Origin of the sequence: Crocosphaera watsonii WH 8501, assembly GCF_000167195.1 — a bacterium.
GTDB classification, from domain to species: Bacteria; Cyanobacteriota; Cyanobacteriia; order Cyanobacteriales; family Microcystaceae; genus Crocosphaera; species Crocosphaera watsonii.
Genome location: NZ_AADV02000087.1, coordinates 1 through 16,065, shown reverse-complemented (window position 1 = coordinate 16,065; position 16,065 = coordinate 1). Strand labels below are relative to the sequence as shown.

The 16,065-nt window shown below is 37.2% G+C and carries 13 protein-coding genes and 2 pseudogenes; 6 read left to right on the top strand and 9 right to left on the bottom strand.

The window, feature by feature from the left end; all coding sequences use genetic code 11:
* Positions 1-607: 607 nt before the first annotated feature.
* Complete coding sequence (locus CWATDRAFT_RS22105) at positions 608-829, top strand: hypothetical protein (RefSeq protein ID WP_042712133.1); 222 nt, start codon at positions 608-610, stop codon at positions 827-829.
* Positions 830-948: 119 nt separating this feature from the next.
* On the opposite strand, the gene CWATDRAFT_RS22100 is transcribed toward CWATDRAFT_RS22105, so the two are convergent.
* Positions 949-1,344, bottom strand: coding sequence for a hypothetical protein (locus CWATDRAFT_RS22100; protein WP_007303072.1), 396 nt, complete (start codon positions 1,342-1,344; stop codon positions 949-951).
* Between the two features lie 79 nt (positions 1,345-1,423).
* Between CWATDRAFT_RS22100 and CWATDRAFT_RS38770 the strand changes: the two are divergent.
* Positions 1,424-2,711, top strand: a pseudogene (locus CWATDRAFT_RS38770) (transposase).
* Positions 2,712-2,793: 82 nt separating this feature from the next.
* On the opposite strand, the gene CWATDRAFT_RS37535 reads toward CWATDRAFT_RS38770, so the two are convergent.
* The 3 genes from CWATDRAFT_RS37535 to CWATDRAFT_RS22080 form a co-directional block, all read right to left on the bottom strand.
* Positions 2,794-2,970 (bottom strand): hypothetical protein, encoded by a 177-nt coding sequence (locus tag CWATDRAFT_RS37535; RefSeq protein WP_157134148.1) that lies wholly within the window; start codon positions 2,968-2,970, stop codon positions 2,794-2,796.
* Positions 2,967-3,608, bottom strand: coding sequence for a transposase (locus tag CWATDRAFT_RS22085; protein ID WP_007303384.1), 642 nt, complete (start codon positions 3,606-3,608; stop codon positions 2,967-2,969). The genes CWATDRAFT_RS37535 and CWATDRAFT_RS22085 overlap by 4 nt, the downstream gene beginning before the upstream one ends.
* A gap of 64 nt (positions 3,609-3,672) precedes the next feature.
* Positions 3,673-4,254, bottom strand: a complete 582-nt coding sequence (locus CWATDRAFT_RS22080; RefSeq protein ID WP_007303067.1) for a helix-turn-helix domain-containing protein — start codon at positions 4,252-4,254, stop codon at positions 3,673-3,675.
* Positions 4,255-4,903: 649 nt separating this feature from the next.
* Between CWATDRAFT_RS22080 and CWATDRAFT_RS22070 the strand changes: the two genes are divergently transcribed.
* Positions 4,904-6,607 carry a protein adenylyltransferase SelO gene (locus CWATDRAFT_RS22070; RefSeq protein ID WP_007307102.1) on the top strand — a complete coding sequence of 568 codons (1,704 nt, stop codon included), beginning with the start codon at positions 4,904-4,906 and terminating at the stop codon, positions 6,605-6,607.
* 51 nt (positions 6,608-6,658) lie between these two features.
* Here CWATDRAFT_RS22070 and CWATDRAFT_RS22065 read toward each other — a convergent pair whose 3' ends face one another.
* From CWATDRAFT_RS22065 to CWATDRAFT_RS22045, 5 genes and pseudogenes are all read right to left on the bottom strand, one after another.
* Positions 6,659-8,053, bottom strand: a complete 1,395-nt coding sequence (locus tag CWATDRAFT_RS22065; RefSeq protein WP_007307101.1) for a hemolysin family protein — start codon at positions 8,051-8,053, stop codon at positions 6,659-6,661.
* A gap of 25 nt (positions 8,054-8,078) precedes the next feature.
* Complete coding sequence (locus CWATDRAFT_RS22060) at positions 8,079-8,786, bottom strand: hypothetical protein (protein WP_007307100.1); 708 nt, start codon at positions 8,784-8,786, stop codon at positions 8,079-8,081.
* 200 nt (positions 8,787-8,986) lie between these two features.
* Entirely contained in the window at positions 8,987-10,033 is a 1,047-nt protein-coding gene (gene tsaD, locus CWATDRAFT_RS22055; RefSeq protein ID WP_007307099.1) for a tRNA (adenosine(37)-N6)-threonylcarbamoyltransferase complex transferase subunit TsaD, read from the bottom strand.
* Positions 10,011-10,909, bottom strand: a pseudogene (locus CWATDRAFT_RS40275) (mechanosensitive ion channel family protein). Before CWATDRAFT_RS40275 ends, tsaD begins: the two are co-directional and overlap by 23 nt.
* A gap of 989 nt (positions 10,910-11,898) precedes the next feature.
* Positions 11,899-13,503: a peptide ligase PGM1-related protein gene (locus CWATDRAFT_RS22045; protein ID WP_007307096.1), complete on the bottom strand. Its 1,605-nt coding sequence runs from the start codon at positions 13,501-13,503 to the stop codon at positions 11,899-11,901.
* Positions 13,504-13,593: 90 nt separating this feature from the next.
* Between CWATDRAFT_RS22045 and CWATDRAFT_RS22040 the strand changes: the two genes are divergently transcribed.
* The 3 genes from CWATDRAFT_RS22040 to CWATDRAFT_RS22030 form a co-directional block, all read left to right on the top strand.
* Complete coding sequence (locus CWATDRAFT_RS22040) at positions 13,594-14,025, top strand: NUDIX domain-containing protein (RefSeq protein WP_007307095.1); 432 nt, start codon at positions 13,594-13,596, stop codon at positions 14,023-14,025.
* Between the two features lie 2 nt (positions 14,026-14,027).
* Positions 14,028-15,281: an FGGY-family carbohydrate kinase gene (locus CWATDRAFT_RS22035; protein ID WP_007307094.1), complete on the top strand. Its 1,254-nt coding sequence runs from the start codon at positions 14,028-14,030 to the stop codon at positions 15,279-15,281.
* 16 nt (positions 15,282-15,297) lie between these two features.
* On the top strand, positions 15,298-16,065 hold a 768-nt coding region (locus CWATDRAFT_RS22030; RefSeq protein WP_007307093.1), incomplete at its 3' end, for a TIGR00297 family protein.

The window sequence follows — 16,065 nt, the reverse complement described above, 5'->3', positions numbered from 1 at the left end:
TGTGTGGTTAACCCCAATAACTTTTGGGGGACTTCCCTTGGCGACAGCGGTTCGCGAATATTCTGAAACGTGTACAGGCTTTGAGGGCCCTCCGAAGGGGAGAACAACGGTACCAAGATTCAGCAAATCAGTAATCTTTACGTCGCTTATTTAGGCAATGTTAATCAAGAACAACACCTGCTACTTGTAACGTGTTTNCTTGGGTATAGCGTTTAAACTCACATATGGTACAAATCCAGTAGACCATGATTAGAGCACTATAAATTTGAGTCCCTATTATATGTCCGACCATAGTTTTTCTGGTCTTACCTATCGAGGTACAAACTCCTGAAGATTGGCGAGTGTCTTTTTTCCTCTGTTTTCTGTAGGTGTAACTTATCATTGGTTTTCTTTTAGAACAAAAAGGAGGTAATCCGATTTCTGCTCCACAAGTTCTTTATAATGCTTTATTTCATATTCTCCATGACTTTGCTGGTACTCAAGCAGGGGTTGCTATTTTTACGTGGCTAGTTTATGAAAAAGGAATTCTCAAACTAGCATCAGCATCAGACAATGCAAGCAAATCAGTTGAAGCTAACATTTAGATAATAATTAAGGGAGTCAAAAAATGAATTCTTTTTATGCTCTAGGGCATCTGATTATAGCCATTTTTGAAGCAATTATTTTATTATTTGCTTATCCTTTCTTTCGGCTATCTAGAACTGCGGCAATGATCGTATTACCTATTGTTTTATTGAGTACGATTTACGATAATTTAATTCTCTGGGGTGGTAGATTCATTGGGGAAGGAGAATTATTAGAAACCCTGTCACAATTGGACTTTGGATAAAAAACAATTGTTAGCGTAAATTTTACGCTAAACATATCTCCAGAGCTAAAATAGAGAATTAAGGTGATTTTAAAAACTCTCTTTCCATCTTTTTAGGGGATTTTAAATATTAAATAGCTTCATTCAGTTTCGGTTCCAATATAGATATCTAAGTAGCTTTCCGTTAGAGATTGAATGACTCGTTCTAATTCATCAATGAGATTTCTTCTAGTGAGTTTTTCTACAGCATCAATATGAGCAGAACTTCCGGCTCGTCCTAAATATTTATATTTGGTTTTTTTCTCATTATTAGTGGCCATAGGAAAAATTGATTCAGCAGCCTGTAGTTTATAATACCAGTAGATTGTTCCCTTTCCATTAACCTGATAACGAATAATATGACAATTAGCTGGTGCTACTTCCCCTTCCCGTTCAATTTTCTTTATTTTCTGTTTAAGAGAGCGAATTAGACTCTTAATTTGTTTGGCTCTCAGGTGGACATCTTGACTGGTCTTAAGTTCGGAATGTGATGACATTAGCCTTAACTGTAACAAACAACCTCTTTTGATGTTAGCGTATATATTCCGCTAATTTATAAGGTAATAAATTTTAAAAATGACCAAAAATGAAACGGCTACGTCTGTCGAGGAATTCCTGGTGTGGAGGTCTAACCTCTTCCAAGGACTAAAAGCTAGAAAAGAAACTATTATAGAATTACTCGATGCCCTCTCCAGTAACCAACAAGCTCACTCAGTCGTTGAATTGTCTCTCAATCCTTTATTTAGAAGAGATTATAACAGTTTATATAGAGGAATTCAATAGTTTTTACCCACTCAAACTGACCCTAATTATGAACAGAGAATTGAGACTTTATTTTCAGCGGTATCGAGAACAATTCCTCCCACTTCAAAACATTATAACTTATTTGGTATTGACACAACTCCCTGTCCCCTTATCAGGAGAGCGAGTCCCCTCTAAACATAAAGGAGTAAATCAAGGCAATCAACAACTAAAAAAAATCTGGCAAAGTTCTTTATTTTCTGATAAATTATCTGCCTTAGTGGCTGATAGTGACTACAGCCAAAAGGATTTTATTGGGGAACAAGTTAAGCATGAAGACGTAGTTACTATTACAATAGTTAGAAGTGACCGAGTTTTTTATCGTCAATTTATTCGGGACCCAAATCAAGCCAAAACTTCGGGACATCCCCGTTGGTATGGGGATAAATTTGACCTTAAAGATGACCAAACTTGGACTGAACCTGATGAAGTTCATCATGTTCCCTTTACAACGAAAAAAGGTCGTCAATTAACAGTGACTATTTCGGGATGGAAACAGATGTTAATGAGAGGAACTAAAAACTATAAAATGAACAATCACCCCTTTACTTTACTCCAGATTGTTGTCAGAGATCAAGAAAGAAATAGTATTTGGAAACCTATGTGGCTTATTGTTATTGGTTCTCGGCGCGATGAGTTAAGTTTAGTTGATTGTTATCAGTGTTATCGACAACGTTATGACATGGAACATCTTTTTCGATTTGGTAAACAAAGATTATTGATAACATCTTATTTAACTCCCGATGTACATCATGAAGAAAATTGGTTTAAACTAACACTTCTTTCTTCTGTAAATTTGTGGGCTGCCAGAAAATTAGCTGTGGTTTTACCCCGTGATTGGGAACAGTATTTGAAGACTAATAAATCCATCAAAATCACCCCTAGTCTAGTTCAAAGAGACTTTTCAAGAATAATTACGACCTTGGGGACTTTCGCCAAATTTCCCAAACGTCGAGGTTTTTCTTCCGGACGTATTAAAGGTTACAAAAAAGCCCCACGAACTCGTCATGATGTTATCAAGAAAGGGAGCAAAAAATCAACTGAAAACTTAAAAGCTCCTTAGTTTTCCTCAGAATCTATAGATTAGCCCTATTTGTCAGCCAATTTTATTGACTGATACAGAGCCGATATTTTGGGATTTTAGTTTAGCGTAAAATATACGCTAACAAACTTTTTTTGTCCAAAGTCCAATCAATAGAAATTTCTCCACCATTATCTTCACCAAGTATTTCTACTCCCTGCTCTTTTTCCTTTTCTAAGTTTTGAGTATCTTCAGAAAATAGGTAACTAGTGCAGCTTAGCAAAAATAATCCACCAGTCACTTATGATCTTTAAAGCCCTTAAATTTCCAAACGAACGGCTTAGCAAAATGTTGATTAAAGTAATCAATAAAATTGAGAATTTTTTGGGATAGTTCTTCAGTTGAACGGACAGTAATTCTTTTGAGTAAACGCCGGACTAAGATCGAAAACCAACACTCAATTTGATTAAGCCACGATGTATGTTTGGGAATATAAACAAAGCGAATTCGATGAGATTCATCTGATAAAAAATCTGCTCTGCTGTCCATAGATTGCAAAATCCCCTCCTTTCCTTTTCTCCCCAAATCAATAGTAATTTCACAGCTTTCTGCTACTAATTTGACTAAGCTTTCCGATTTATGAGTATTGAGTTGATCTACAATAAAAATCCATTCTGCTTTTTCATCAATCTTAATCGTTCTCTGGATATGTTCAGAAAAATCTTGTTCTGTTCTTGTCGGTCCAATAGAGGGACTAACAACTTTTCCTCTTGCCACATCCCAGTTCGCAATCAAGCTTAAAGTTCCGTGTCTTTCATATTCAAATTCGATTTTTTCTACTTGTTTAGGCTTGATTCTTTTGTTCGGAAATAATCTCTCAAGAGCTTGAATCCCTGTCATTTCATCTGTACTAATTAAATGAATTCCTTGTTCTAACAAAGTTTTAGCTTCTTGATGAAGTTCACAGATATATTTGACTTGCTTTTTAAATTTTAAGGGATCATCAATTTTGGCATTTAACCAGTAACGAACGAGATGTGGTTGTAATGTCGCTTCTTTTTAAAAAACGCCCCACACTACGGGGGGAAATCTTTTCGACAATTCCTCTTTTTATGGCTTCATCCGCCAACTCTGAAGGTGTCCAATGGCTCACTGGTCTGTCTGATTTTTCACATTCTTCACAAGCGATCTCTACAATCTGGACTACTTGTTCGACCGTAAAGGATTTTGTTGTTCCAGGTCTTGGGCGATCGCTTAAAATTCCTTTGATCAAGACCATTAATGCTTTCTCCGTTACCTGTTGTTCTTCGGCGGCACTCAGTTTTTCTCTCTCCTCAAACCATCGCGATCGCCACTGACGCACTTGTACTCGGTCTAATTCTAATCTTCGACTAATCGAACTATTGCTCTCTCCTGATGCTGCGGCTAAGATTAGCTTGGCTCGTCTAACAAGGCGATAGGGGTTTGTTGTCCCTCTCACTATTTGTTGGAGTACTGTTTTCTGTAGGTTGGAGAGGTTAATTGGCAATGCTTTTATCATGGACATCAACTTCGAGATTCTTCCGTTAGTTTCATTGAAACACATTGTCGTGGCTAGTCACGAAAGTTTCTGTAAAAATCTGGTGGATTACTTTCGCCAAGCTGCACTAGTCAAACTTTTCCTTTTTGGACTATTAGTAGTAAGTAAGAGAAAAGTTAAGTTATACCAATTTATGTAGGGTTTAACGGCCGTTGACCCCTAAAATATAAATATCTGTAGCCTCAGTTGATGAAAATGGTACTATAGCTGTACAAAAAATAGTTAGGAAATTTTCTATCCCCTTAACTGTCATTGCTGAGGTACGAGGAATCTCCTTAACTTCCTAATAATAATTGGCAGTGCTATAGTTTTTGATAAATTTCCTTATACTCTCAATAAAGCGACAGATAAATGGCAAGTGGTTATTATTCCTGATGAAGAAAATTCTACTATAAAAGTTGAGGGTTATGGTAGTAGTTTGGAGGAACCTTTGTTAGTTAAAACTATTCCTTGTTGTTATTTTTAAATAATGGAATGTTACACAAATTATAACTATAGCATTCGGTAATGATATGTGAGAAGGCAGAGTATATCAGGACATAATAGTATTATGTCCCTACGAATGGATCATTGTACATTGTAGTGGTTTAACTCGGTAATTTTCTATGTTAAAATCGTGATACATAAACTACTATAAAATTATAATTTAGAAACAATGTCGTCTCGATATAAACCATCTGCTGAACCCTGTGTAACTACCTTCGATGAGTTTGTGCGACTGGCGGATTATTCCTTGATGGATACCTTAAATGCCGACCCTGAAGCCACGGTCGATGGTAATGATCACCGTCCCCGCCAGGTTTTTTCGGGTCATTTCGTACCTGTGACACCTACGCCCCTTGCAGAACCAGAATATGTCACCCATAGCAGCACCTTCTTTAAAGAACTTGGGTTGAGCGATGAACTGGCGTTTAATGAACAATTTCGCAAGGTATTTTCTGGTGATATGTCTGCTACGGGTGAGCCTATGCGTCAGTTTGGCTGGGCCACTGGTTATGCACTGTCAATTTATGGCACCGAATATATCCAAAATTGTCCATTCGGTACGGGTAATGGTTATGGCGATGGTCGGGCGATATCTGTATTTGAAGGAATAATCAATGGTCAGCGTTGGGAAATGCAGTTGAAAGGTGCTGGACTAACCCCTTATGGTCGTGGTGCCGACGGGCGCGCAGTCCTACGTTCAAGTGTCCGTGAGTTTCTAGGGCAGGACTATATGCAAGCCTTAGGTACTCCCACATCCCGTTCTTTAACACTGTATGTTTCTAAATCTGAGACCGTTACCCGGCCTTGGTATTCTGAGGACTCCCACTCCAGCGATCCTGATATTTTGGTGGACAATCCTGTAGCTATTTCAACTCGGGTTGCACCATCCTTTCTGCGCGTTGGCCAGCTAGAGTTATTTGCCCGTCGCGTTCGCAGTAATGCCCATCCAAGAGCATTAGAAGAGTTGCGCATGATAGTTTCCCATTTAATAGAGCGAGAATACAAAAGCGATATTAATCAAAACCTTAGTTTTGCAGATCAATTGGTTGAGTTGGCTAAGCAATTTCGTCAACGTCTCACAACCCTGGTGGCTAATTGGCTACGTGTTGGTTATTGCCAGGGTAATTTCAACAGTGACAACTGTGCTGCTGGTGGCTTTACCCTCGACTATGGGCCATTTGGGTTTTGTGAAAATTTTGACCCTTGGTTTCAACCTTGGACTGGCGGCGGCAAACACTTTTCATTCTTTAATCAGCCAATGGCAGCAGAAGCAAATTATTATATGTTTTGGAAAGCTGTGAGACCGCTACTTGCAGAAGATGCTGAAGCTTTAGAACAGTTCGACCAAGTAGGCCGTGGCTTTCCAGAAGCAATGCAAAAACAAATCCAAAAAATGTGGGCGGCCAAACTTGGTTTGACTGAATATAAACCAAAGCTATTTGAGGAATTAATCCAGTTAATGATCGACTCAGAGGTAGATTACACCATTTTCTTCCGAGAGTTATCCCAGATACCAGACGATGTTGAACCATTGAAAAAGAGCTTCTACCTTAAAACTTCACAACAAATTGATGAACAATGGCAATCTTGGCTCTTAAGCTGGCGCAACCTCCTCATTAACTACGGCAATCTCCCTGAGATATCAACAAAGATGAAACAGACTAACCCAAAATATACATGGCGAGAGTGGTTGATTGTTCCAGCTTACCAACAAGCCATGGAAGGTGACTATACCTTAGTCAAAGAGTTGCAAGAAGTGTTTAGCCATCCCTATGATGAGCAATCACAGGAAATAGAAGATAAATACTATCGTCTAAAACCTAAGGCGTTTTTTGATGCTGGTGGCGTATCTCACTATAGCTGCTCATCTTGATGTTGAATTACACTGACTCAGTGATAATGACAATTATCCATTTTCCATTGTTCATTTTCCATTACTATCATTAGCATTTTGTATACTGTCAATCTGATTTTCTGAAGGTTCAATAATGGGAGGAGGTTGTCGTCTGAGATGAATTTGTAGCAAGCGTGGTCCTTCTGACTCTACAATAGTAAAGGATAAATTTTCATACTCCAAAATTTCTCCTTCGCTGGGGATTTTTTGCCACTGATATAATAAAAATCCCCCCAAGGTTTGGTACTCATCCGTTAAAGGTAAATCTAACCCTAAAACATCATTTAATTCTTCAACATTTAGTTGTGCTTCTATTAAAAAATTATGTTCATCAATCATCTTTAGGGTATCTTCTTCTTCGATAATTCCTTCTACATCATTGCCCAGAATTTCCTCAATTACATCTTGCATAGTAATCAGTCCTGATGTTCCCCCAAACTCATCTACAACCATCACCATTTTTAACTGTGATCGCTGCATCAAAGCTAATAATTCATCCAAGGCCATAGACTCAGAAACAAACTTAACTGGTTTGATCCAAGACTCAATAAAAGCAGTTGGGGTTAACGCCCCTTTACTTAAAGGTTCTGCCAAATCTTTAAAATCAATAATGCCTAAAATATCATCCAGGGAGTCCCCCTTAACCGGATAACGAGAATGTCCCGTTTCTGTTACTTCTTTTAACAACTCCTCAAAAGTGGCTGTTTCTGCGATCGCCACTAACTGGGTACGGGGAACCATCACTTCTACCGTGGTAACTTCGCCAAATTCAAAAATATTTTTCAGCAATTCCCGTTCTTGCGCCTCTAACCCTGCCGATTCTCCCTCCGTGGCAATAATTAACTGTAATTCTTCTGTTGTAACCTGACTATAACCCCCGTTTGTGTTGTATTTGATCCCTACACTACGTAACAAATAACGGGTAGAATGGTTTAAAATCCAAATAAAGGGGTTAAAAACTTGAGCAATGACACCGATAGAAGGACCCAGAAAACGGGCTAGTTGTTCCGAGTAAATCAAAGCCACCGATTTTGGGCATAATTCCCCTAAAACAATTTGTAAATAGGCTAAAGACAAAAATGCTACAGGAATGGCAATGCTGTGGGCTAAATTTTTGAGGAAAACCTCAGACAAAGGTAATGTGGATAAAATTTCCAACACCAATTTAGCTATGGTACTTTCCCCAATCCAACCCAAAGCTAAACTAGACAGGGTAATGCCTAATTGAGTGGTAGACAGAAGGCGATCCAGACTACGTTGCAGAGATTGTACGGTTTGCGCTTGAATATCCCCTGCTTTGACTAATTGACTGACGCGCGATCGCCTCACTGAAACCATAGCAAATTCTGCTGTTACAAAAAAGGCATTAATGGCTATCAATAAGAGAATTGATAAAGCCCGTATCAGGATAGCTTGGGTAGTCATATTTGTGGTGTTATAATCACCAATATTATCGAATAACAGGAATTTGAGCGATATTCAACTGTAATTTTTGATCGGGATAATCTGTTAAGTTGAATGATAGAGTTTGACTGTCATTGATTAACGCACTAGGAATTTTCACCTTACCCACAAAATTCTCGCTGTTGGGAGGTAATTCTTGGGGAAGTCCTTCTGTGATGGCACTTAAGGCACGTCCTTGACTATCTTTAACCTCTAAAAAACTATAAAGGAATCTCACGGGGGTTACACCTTCGTTTTGTAAATTAACCTTGAATGATAGAGTTGTTCTCTCCTTACTTGCTTCTTGTATCTCTAGCTTAACCCCTTGATCTTTAACATGTAAGGGTAAATTGGCGACGGTTTGAGAGGATTTAAGCTCCTGGGGGTTATTGTCTATGGATTGACTGGTTTTGTTTTCCTTTTGATTATTTTTTGATTCTTGCTTGTTTTTAGACTCTGCTGCTTTGTTTTTCTTATGGGTATGGTCATATACCCTAATTAAGATAGTTTTTTCATCAATTGGTTTAAATTCAGTGGGTTTAGTGGATTTTTTAGATTTATCCCCTAGTTTCTTGGTGGGATTATTTTCAGGTTGACTCACCCCTTGAAGGGCTTGAGATCCCATGTGGTAGGCGAAATAAGCACTAGCGGTTCCGGCTCCTGACATGACGAATAATAGGGGTAAGGTCAGTTTTAAGGTTTTACTAATTTTCATTGTAATAACAATCAACTTTAAAATTCTACTTGATTATATTGAATTATAATCCCTCGTAAAGTGTTCCTCCCTGGGTGGGGAGTTTGGGGAGATGGGGGGAGTGTGAGCATCCTGCTCACTAACCTCAGTGGGGAGACGGGGAGACGGGGAGACGGGGGAGTGTGAGCATACTTCGACAAGCTCAGGACAAATCCTTCTCGCTAACCTAAATATAAAGTCATGACATCAGTAATTGGTAAACGAGATTGTACCCCTAAATTCCAGGAGGAAATATGACCTCTTTTCAGGTGATCACAGGCTGCACAACCTATCATGGCAGCGTTATCGGTGCAAAGTTTGAGGGGGGGGAAATGGACTGTTAAATTATGTTTCTTCGCTGCTTCTTGAAGATGATCTCTCAAACCACTATTGGCAGCTACCCCACCACCAACGGCAATATGAGTGAGGTTATGATCTAAAGCGCAAGTAATAGTTTTTTTGGTTAAGGAACGGGCAACGGTTTCTTGAAAACTCGCCGCTAAATCTGCAATGGGTAAGGATTCAGAATTTTCTTGTTTGAGCTTTTCTACTAATCGTAAAACTGCTGTTTTTAAACCACTAAAACTGAAGTCGTAGGGATGATAACCCCCTTGGGGTAAAGAGATTTTGCCCTCTGGTAAACTAAACCTTTTCGGGTTGCCTCGAGTGGCTAATTTATCAATAACTGGTCCCCCTGGATAGCCTAAATTTAATAATCTGGCTACTTTATCAAAAGCTTCTCCTGCTGCATCGTCATGAGTATTTCCTAGTTGTTCATAAATACCACAATCTTTAACATGAATGAGACTGGTATGACCCCCGGATACTAATAAACATAAAAAGGGCGGTTTCCAATCGGGTTGACTCAGATAAGTTGCATAAATATGACCTTCTAAATGATGAATTCCTAAGAATGGTTTTTGATGAATCATGGCTAAGGTTTTCCCTGCTGTTTCTCCTACCATTAAAGCTCCAATTAATCCTGGTGCAACCGTTGCAGCGATGCCATCGATATCATTCCAAGTTAATTTTGCTACTTGTAACGCTTCTTCAACACAGGGGTTAATGGTTAAAAGATGTTGACGAGATGCTTCTTCCGGAACCACCCCACCATAACGTTTATGTAAGTCAATTTGAGAGGCAACAATACTACTATAAATCTTCTGCTCATTAACAATAGCAACGGCGGTTTCATCACAACTTGTTTCAATGGCTAATATCGTCTTCATTAGGAGTTGAATTTTCTTTTTTTATTACCTTATTTGATTGTATATCTTTATTTTTATCTTGCCTAGTCTGATTATGAGAATTTTCTTTTAACCAGGTTGCTAAACTGTTAGATAAATTACTTAAAGAATTAATTAACTCAGGGGAAATATTTTGTGAAGGGACATCACTAGAGCGAAAATGTACGTCTCTTTGAGGAAAAGGAATTTCAATACCTTCTGCTCTGAATTCACTATCAATTTTGAAGTAAAGATCGCTTTTTATTTGGAATTGTTTATAGGGTTTACTAATCCACACTAATAAGTTAAATTTCAGGGAACTATCACCAAACTCGGAAAAAATACTTGGGGGGAGGGCATTGACAAAATATCTTGATGGTTTTTAGCTACCTTAATTAAGAGATTTCTAACTATTTCTAAATTAGAACCATAGGCTACTCCAACAGGAATTTTTAGGCGAGAAATAGGACTAGAATGACTCCAATTAATTACTTCTGAATCTAAGAAACGAGAGTTAGGTAAGATAACAGAAACTTGATCCAATGTTCTTATTTCTGTACTTCTAACACTAATTCTTTCTACTGTACCCATTAACCCGGCTACCTCGACAAAATCTCCTACTTGAATAGGACGCTCGAAAATTAACACCAATCCACTAACAAATTCTTTGGCAATTCCTTGTAAACCTAAACCAACACCTACACCCAAAACACTGGCAAAAACCGTTAGAGAACTTAGGTCTAATACCCAAACTTGTAGAACAACAATAGTCCCTAAAAAAATAAAGGTATAGTTAAAAATCAGAGCAGTTGTGTCTTGAACTGCACGACTAAGTCCGGTGGCAGTTAGCAACTTAGATTTTAACACACGGCTTACCATTCGAGTTAAAGTGACTAAACCAACTAACAAACCAATTAAAATGAAAAAGTCAAGTACCGAGTATTTTTGGTTACCTAAAGGAAAAACATCGGTAATTAAACTAATTTGTAAAATTTCAAGAATTAAATCACTCCATCGGCGAATTTGGGGGAATAAACGACTAATATAGACAAAGGCAACAATCCAAATAATCCCCCGAATAATTGTTAATAAAACTAACAAGGCGACTAGCTGAAACTTAAAAGAAGATTCACTAGGGTAGCCGCTTAATGGTTGACTAGAAGAGGAAGACGTGGGGGTATTGGAGTCAGTTGGTGTTGTACTCAGTGGTTTGAGCCAACGCTGCCAAATGACTCCTAATTTCCATGATAAAATAGCAGCCAGAAAAATAACGGCGATCGCAATAATAATGGCTTTAATATAATATTTTAAGGTTCTTTCATATTCGGCTTTGCTAATGGCAACTTCTAGGGTGTTTTTCCAGGCTAATGCTTGTCCCTGTAAACTTTTGCCCATGGGAACGTCATTATAGGTAACGGAAAGAAAATAACGGTTATTAATAGTAATTACGGGAACTTCTTGCCCTGAATCAATTCCAACAACGGCAGGAGGATCACCGCTGTCTAATATTTTTCCTAAATGTCTATTGGCTTCGTTAGCCCTTTGCTCTGCTGTATATTGTCCTGATTCCCTGACATAAAATAGGGTTCTTCCTTCTAACATTATTGGGGCGGTTGGCTTTTCTTGAGCTAAAATGGGACAGAAAAAACCCATAAAACTGAGAATCATTAAAATTGCTAATAGCCAGACCAAAAAAGGACTGATTACATTTTGTTTTTTGTTCCAAACATACATATAAGTTACAACTTATTAGGAAAGTTAGTTTATATCTATTCTATATGATTAAGAATTTCCAAAGATTGACAGTACCTCGAAATCACAGATTACTTTAATTGATGTGGTAAGATTCTCTACTGATACATTCTAACCTATGATGTCCAAACAATGGGTAAATTGGGGATAATTGTTTCATTGTTGTTATCAATAACTATTTCTGACTCTAAATCTAAAACTCTTTCAACTTCTTCATAAATTGCCTCTGCTTCTTCTAAAGAATTACCAATACAGGTTAATCCTAATTTTCCGAATTCTGATAATGCTCCCATTAAATGGAAGACGGTTCCTGTTTTATTACTACTATCAAAATGGAGACGATGTTTAGCGACAATATCCATTAAATCGTCGGGTAGTAAACCACAATATTTTTCTTTCTGTAAATTGTCGGAAGCAATATAGTATTTAGCGTGATTGTGTTGAGTATAAAATAAGCCTGTACTGTGGTCATAGCTACCATTTGTTAATAGTTTTAGGGTCATAAATGGATGGGTTGTCCCGCCTTTTCTTAGGTTAATTTCAATGGCTTGAATTTCCCATTTTTCTCCTTGTTCATGTTGGTTGCGAACTGCTAAAAAGTCCACTCCATAACGTTCCATTGCCCCTTTTTTGGCTAATGCTTGACCAATTTTTAAGCCTAATTCTTGTAGTTGATGACGATAAGCTTGGTCCGCAGGAAACCGACATCCTAAATAAATTTGTCCGTCTGGTCCCCCTAAAATTTGATCATGAGTTGAGACAATGCTAACCTTTCCATTGGGAGTAATATAACCTTGAACACTGGGAGAACGTTTTTCTTTTCCCTCTATAAATGCTTCAACAATAGCCCCCAATTCGGGGATTCTACTGGAAAAACTTTCCCAAGTTTCATCTTCTGATTGAAAACTTAAGTCTTTTAAACTATTGAAAATAATTGTTTTTATTTGACTATCATTAGATAAATCATGAGCGGTTTTCTTGATCTTATCTAAATTCAATACTGCATTACCTTCTCCTGAAAGTGCCTCATTAAGTTTGACTACTAGACGATTTAAGTTAGGATTTCTTTGCATAAGTTGATAAATTTCTACTACTAAATCATCAACATTATTCAGTAAATGACTACCATCGGGATGAGGGATTAAACAGTCTGAAAAAATTTCTCGACTACCGCTTTTTGAACCCCAGTAACTAAGTTGAGGTGATGCTGCAAAGAGGGGAACATTTAGTTTTAAAGAAAGTTCTTGCTCAAAATTTGTGGCGTTAAAACACACCATATACGATTTATTTGGACGTAAAGCACGGCGTATTTTTTCCACCAAGCGAGGACGTTCTAGAATCTTTTGAGTTAAGGGCTTAAATGAGTTATCATAGGCAGTGAGTAACAGTAGGCGATCGCGAGCATGGGAAAAAGGAATTTCAGGTAATAACTGTAAGTAATATTCAATAATTATGGGTGATAAAGGTTGTCCCGTAACATAAATTAATCTCGTTTTAGGATTTCGTAAACGAATTAAGGAGAATAAAAGACGTTCTTCATAATGGAGAAAACCTGCTACTTTTTGTCCTACTTGTTGATCAATACTAAAAGAAGGAACCACTAAAATATCATACCCATCTTGCTCCGAGATGTCTTTTCCCTGCCAATATTGTCGTAGTTTATCTTGCAGTTGATTAAAGTTTTCAATTTGAATATCATCAGATTGCTTATGATTGTCCATTATTTTAAGTCTGGAGAGATAACTATTAATGTTGTCTATGGCTTTATTCAGTTTTATTGTATAGTAATCATAGTTTAATAAATCAAAATTATGACATTTCGTAACCCAATTCCTACGGTTGATATTATTATCGAACTAATCGATCAACCCAACCGACCTATAATTTTAATTGAGCGTAAAAATACTCCTTATGGATGGGCGTTACCAGGAGGGTTTGTGGACTATGGGGAGACAGTGGAAAATGCAGCATCACGAGAAGCGCAAGAAGAAGTTAGTTTATCTGTTAATTTAATCGAACAGTTCCACGTTTATTCTAATCCTAATCGGGATGAACGTAAACACACCATGAGTATTGTTTTTATTGCTACTGCCACAGGAAAACCTCAAGCAGCAGATGATGCTCAAAATGTACAAGTTTTTGATCTGTGGGAATTACCCAAAAATCTTTGCTTTGACCATGACGAAATTCTAGCAGATTATCAAAATTATCGCTACTATAAGTTACGTCCTAATTTAATTTAATTATGTTATTTTTAGGGATTGATTTTGGAACATCAGGGGGGAGAGGTATTGTTATTAATGATAAGGAAGAAATTATTACTCAAGTTAATTTTTCTTTCCATCAACAAAATACTAACAATTTAGCCCAAACCTGGAAACATACTCTCTATATACTTTTAGAAAATATTTCCACAGAGATTAGAAATAAAATTGAAGCGATTGCTATTAATGGGACTTCTTCTACTGTCTTATTTTGTAATAGCAAAGGTGAACCAATTGACGAACCTATTTTATATAATGATTCACGGGATGTAAGTATCTTAGAGAAGTTTCAGAACATTATTCCTCAAAATCATCTTGTTAACAGTTCTACATCTAGTTTAGTTAAGCTTTTGTCGTGGGAGCAAATAAATAAAAGAGAGAATAATTCTTACTTTTTACATCAAGCAGACTGGTTAGGATTTTTATTACACGGAAAGTTAGGCATTAGTGATTATCATAATGCGTTAAAACTTGGTTATGATGTGGAAACTTTATGTTATCCTCACTGGTTAAAAGCGTTACCTATTAATTCAGTTTTACCGGAAATATTACCACCAGGAACCCCTATAAAAACAGTTAGTAATGAGATCTCTGAGAGGTTTAAATTTCCTAGAAATTGTCTTGTTTGTACAGGAACAACTGATAGTATTGCTGCTTTTTTAGCTAGTGGTGTCACCCAACCAGGAGAAGGGGTAACTTCTTTAGGTTCAACCTTAGTTTTAAAACTATTGAGTAAGACTCGTGTTGAAGATATTTCATCGGGAATTTATAGCCATCGTTTAGGGAATTTATGGTTAACGGGAGGTGCATCAAATACAGGAGGTGCAGTGTTAAAAAAAATTTTTAGCGACGAAGAATTAGAACAATTCAGTCAAAAAATAAATCTTGATAAACCCACCGAATTAGATTATTATCCCTTACTAAAATCTGGAGAAAGATTCCCCATTAATAATCCTAAATTACTCCCTAAACTTGAGCCAATACCTGATAATAAAATAGAATTTTTACAAGGTTTACTGGAAAGTATGGCAAAAATTGAAGCATTAGGATACAAAAAATTACAAAAATTAGGAGCAACCCCTGTTAGTCGAGTTTATACTGCTGGAGGTGGAGCAAAAAACAAAAATTGGGCTAAAATAAGACAGTATTATTTACAAGTCCCTGTCAAAATTTCTGATTCTACCGAAGCAGCTTATGGGACTGCTTTATTAGCTAAACGCAGTCAAAATAAATAGGAGTAACTTACAAATTATGATGGAATTATCCTTAACCAACTCTTGGATTATTGCTTTAATTATTAACAGTATTTTGCTAACTTTTGCTTTCATTGTTCCTAAAAAATTATTAACTCCTTTAGGCTATTTTAATGCTTGGATTTTAGGGGTAATTGTTTGGGGTACATTGAGTTGGCAAGGTTATGGGGTTGTCATGTTTTATTTCTTAGTGGGTTCTGGGGTTACTAAGATTGGTATGGCAGAAAAAGAAGCTGCTGGAATCGCTGAAAAACGCTCAGGAGTACGGGGTCCAGAAAATGTTTGGGGTTCAGCATTGATTGCCACATTTTGCGCTTTAGGAACCCTGTTTTTTGACGATGGTTGGACCCAATTATTAGTATTAGGTTATGTGGCCAGTTTCAGCACTAAATTATCAGATACTACTGCCTCAGAAGTGGGTAAAGCTTATGGAAAAAGGACTTTTTTAATTACTACTTTAAAACCTGTTTCTCCAGGTACAGAAGGGGCGGTTAGTTTAGAGGGAACCCTAGCTGGAATGGTTGCATCTGCTGTCATTGCTTTGGTGGGTTATGGGGTAGGATTAGTTGATTTAATGGGTATTGTTTATTGTATAATTGCTGCTTTTATTGCCACAAATTTAGAGAGTGTAATCGGAGCAACTTTACAAGAAAATTTAGAATGGATGACCAATGAAATAGTTAATATTATCAACACATTTATCGGTTCTGAAGGTGCTATTTTATTAGCTTGGTTGCTTATCAATTTTATAATGGATAATAGACTT

Excerpts from the sequence above, each read along its gene's own strand:
- CWATDRAFT_RS22080 (WP_007303067.1), bottom strand. The coding sequence starts at position 4,254 with ATGTGTTTCAATGAAACTAACGGAAGAATCTCGAAGTTGATGTCCATG.
- CWATDRAFT_RS22060 (WP_007307100.1), bottom strand. The coding sequence starts at position 8,786 with ATGAAAATTAGTAAAACCTTAAAACTGACCTTACCCCTATTATTCGTC.
- CWATDRAFT_RS22070 (WP_007307102.1), top strand. The coding sequence starts at position 4,904 with ATGTCGTCTCGATATAAACCATCTGCTGAACCCTGTGTAACTACCTTC.
- CWATDRAFT_RS22065 (WP_007307101.1), bottom strand. The coding sequence starts at position 8,053 with ATGACTACCCAAGCTATCCTGATACGGGCTTTATCAATTCTCTTATTG.
- CWATDRAFT_RS22100 (WP_007303072.1), bottom strand. The coding sequence starts at position 1,344 with ATGTCATCACATTCCGAACTTAAGACCAGTCAAGATGTCCACCTGAGA.
- CWATDRAFT_RS22045 (WP_007307096.1), bottom strand. The coding sequence starts at position 13,503 with ATGGACAATCATAAGCAATCTGATGATATTCAAATTGAAAACTTTAAT.
- CWATDRAFT_RS22035 (WP_007307094.1), top strand. The coding sequence starts at position 14,028 with ATGTTATTTTTAGGGATTGATTTTGGAACATCAGGGGGGAGAGGTATT.
- tsaD (WP_007307099.1), bottom strand. The coding sequence starts at position 10,033 with ATGAAGACGATATTAGCCATTGAAACAAGTTGTGATGAAACCGCCGTT.
- CWATDRAFT_RS22040 (WP_007307095.1), top strand. The coding sequence starts at position 13,594 with ATGACATTTCGTAACCCAATTCCTACGGTTGATATTATTATCGAACTA.
- CWATDRAFT_RS22105 (WP_042712133.1), top strand. The coding sequence starts at position 608 with ATGAATTCTTTTTATGCTCTAGGGCATCTGATTATAGCCATTTTTGAA.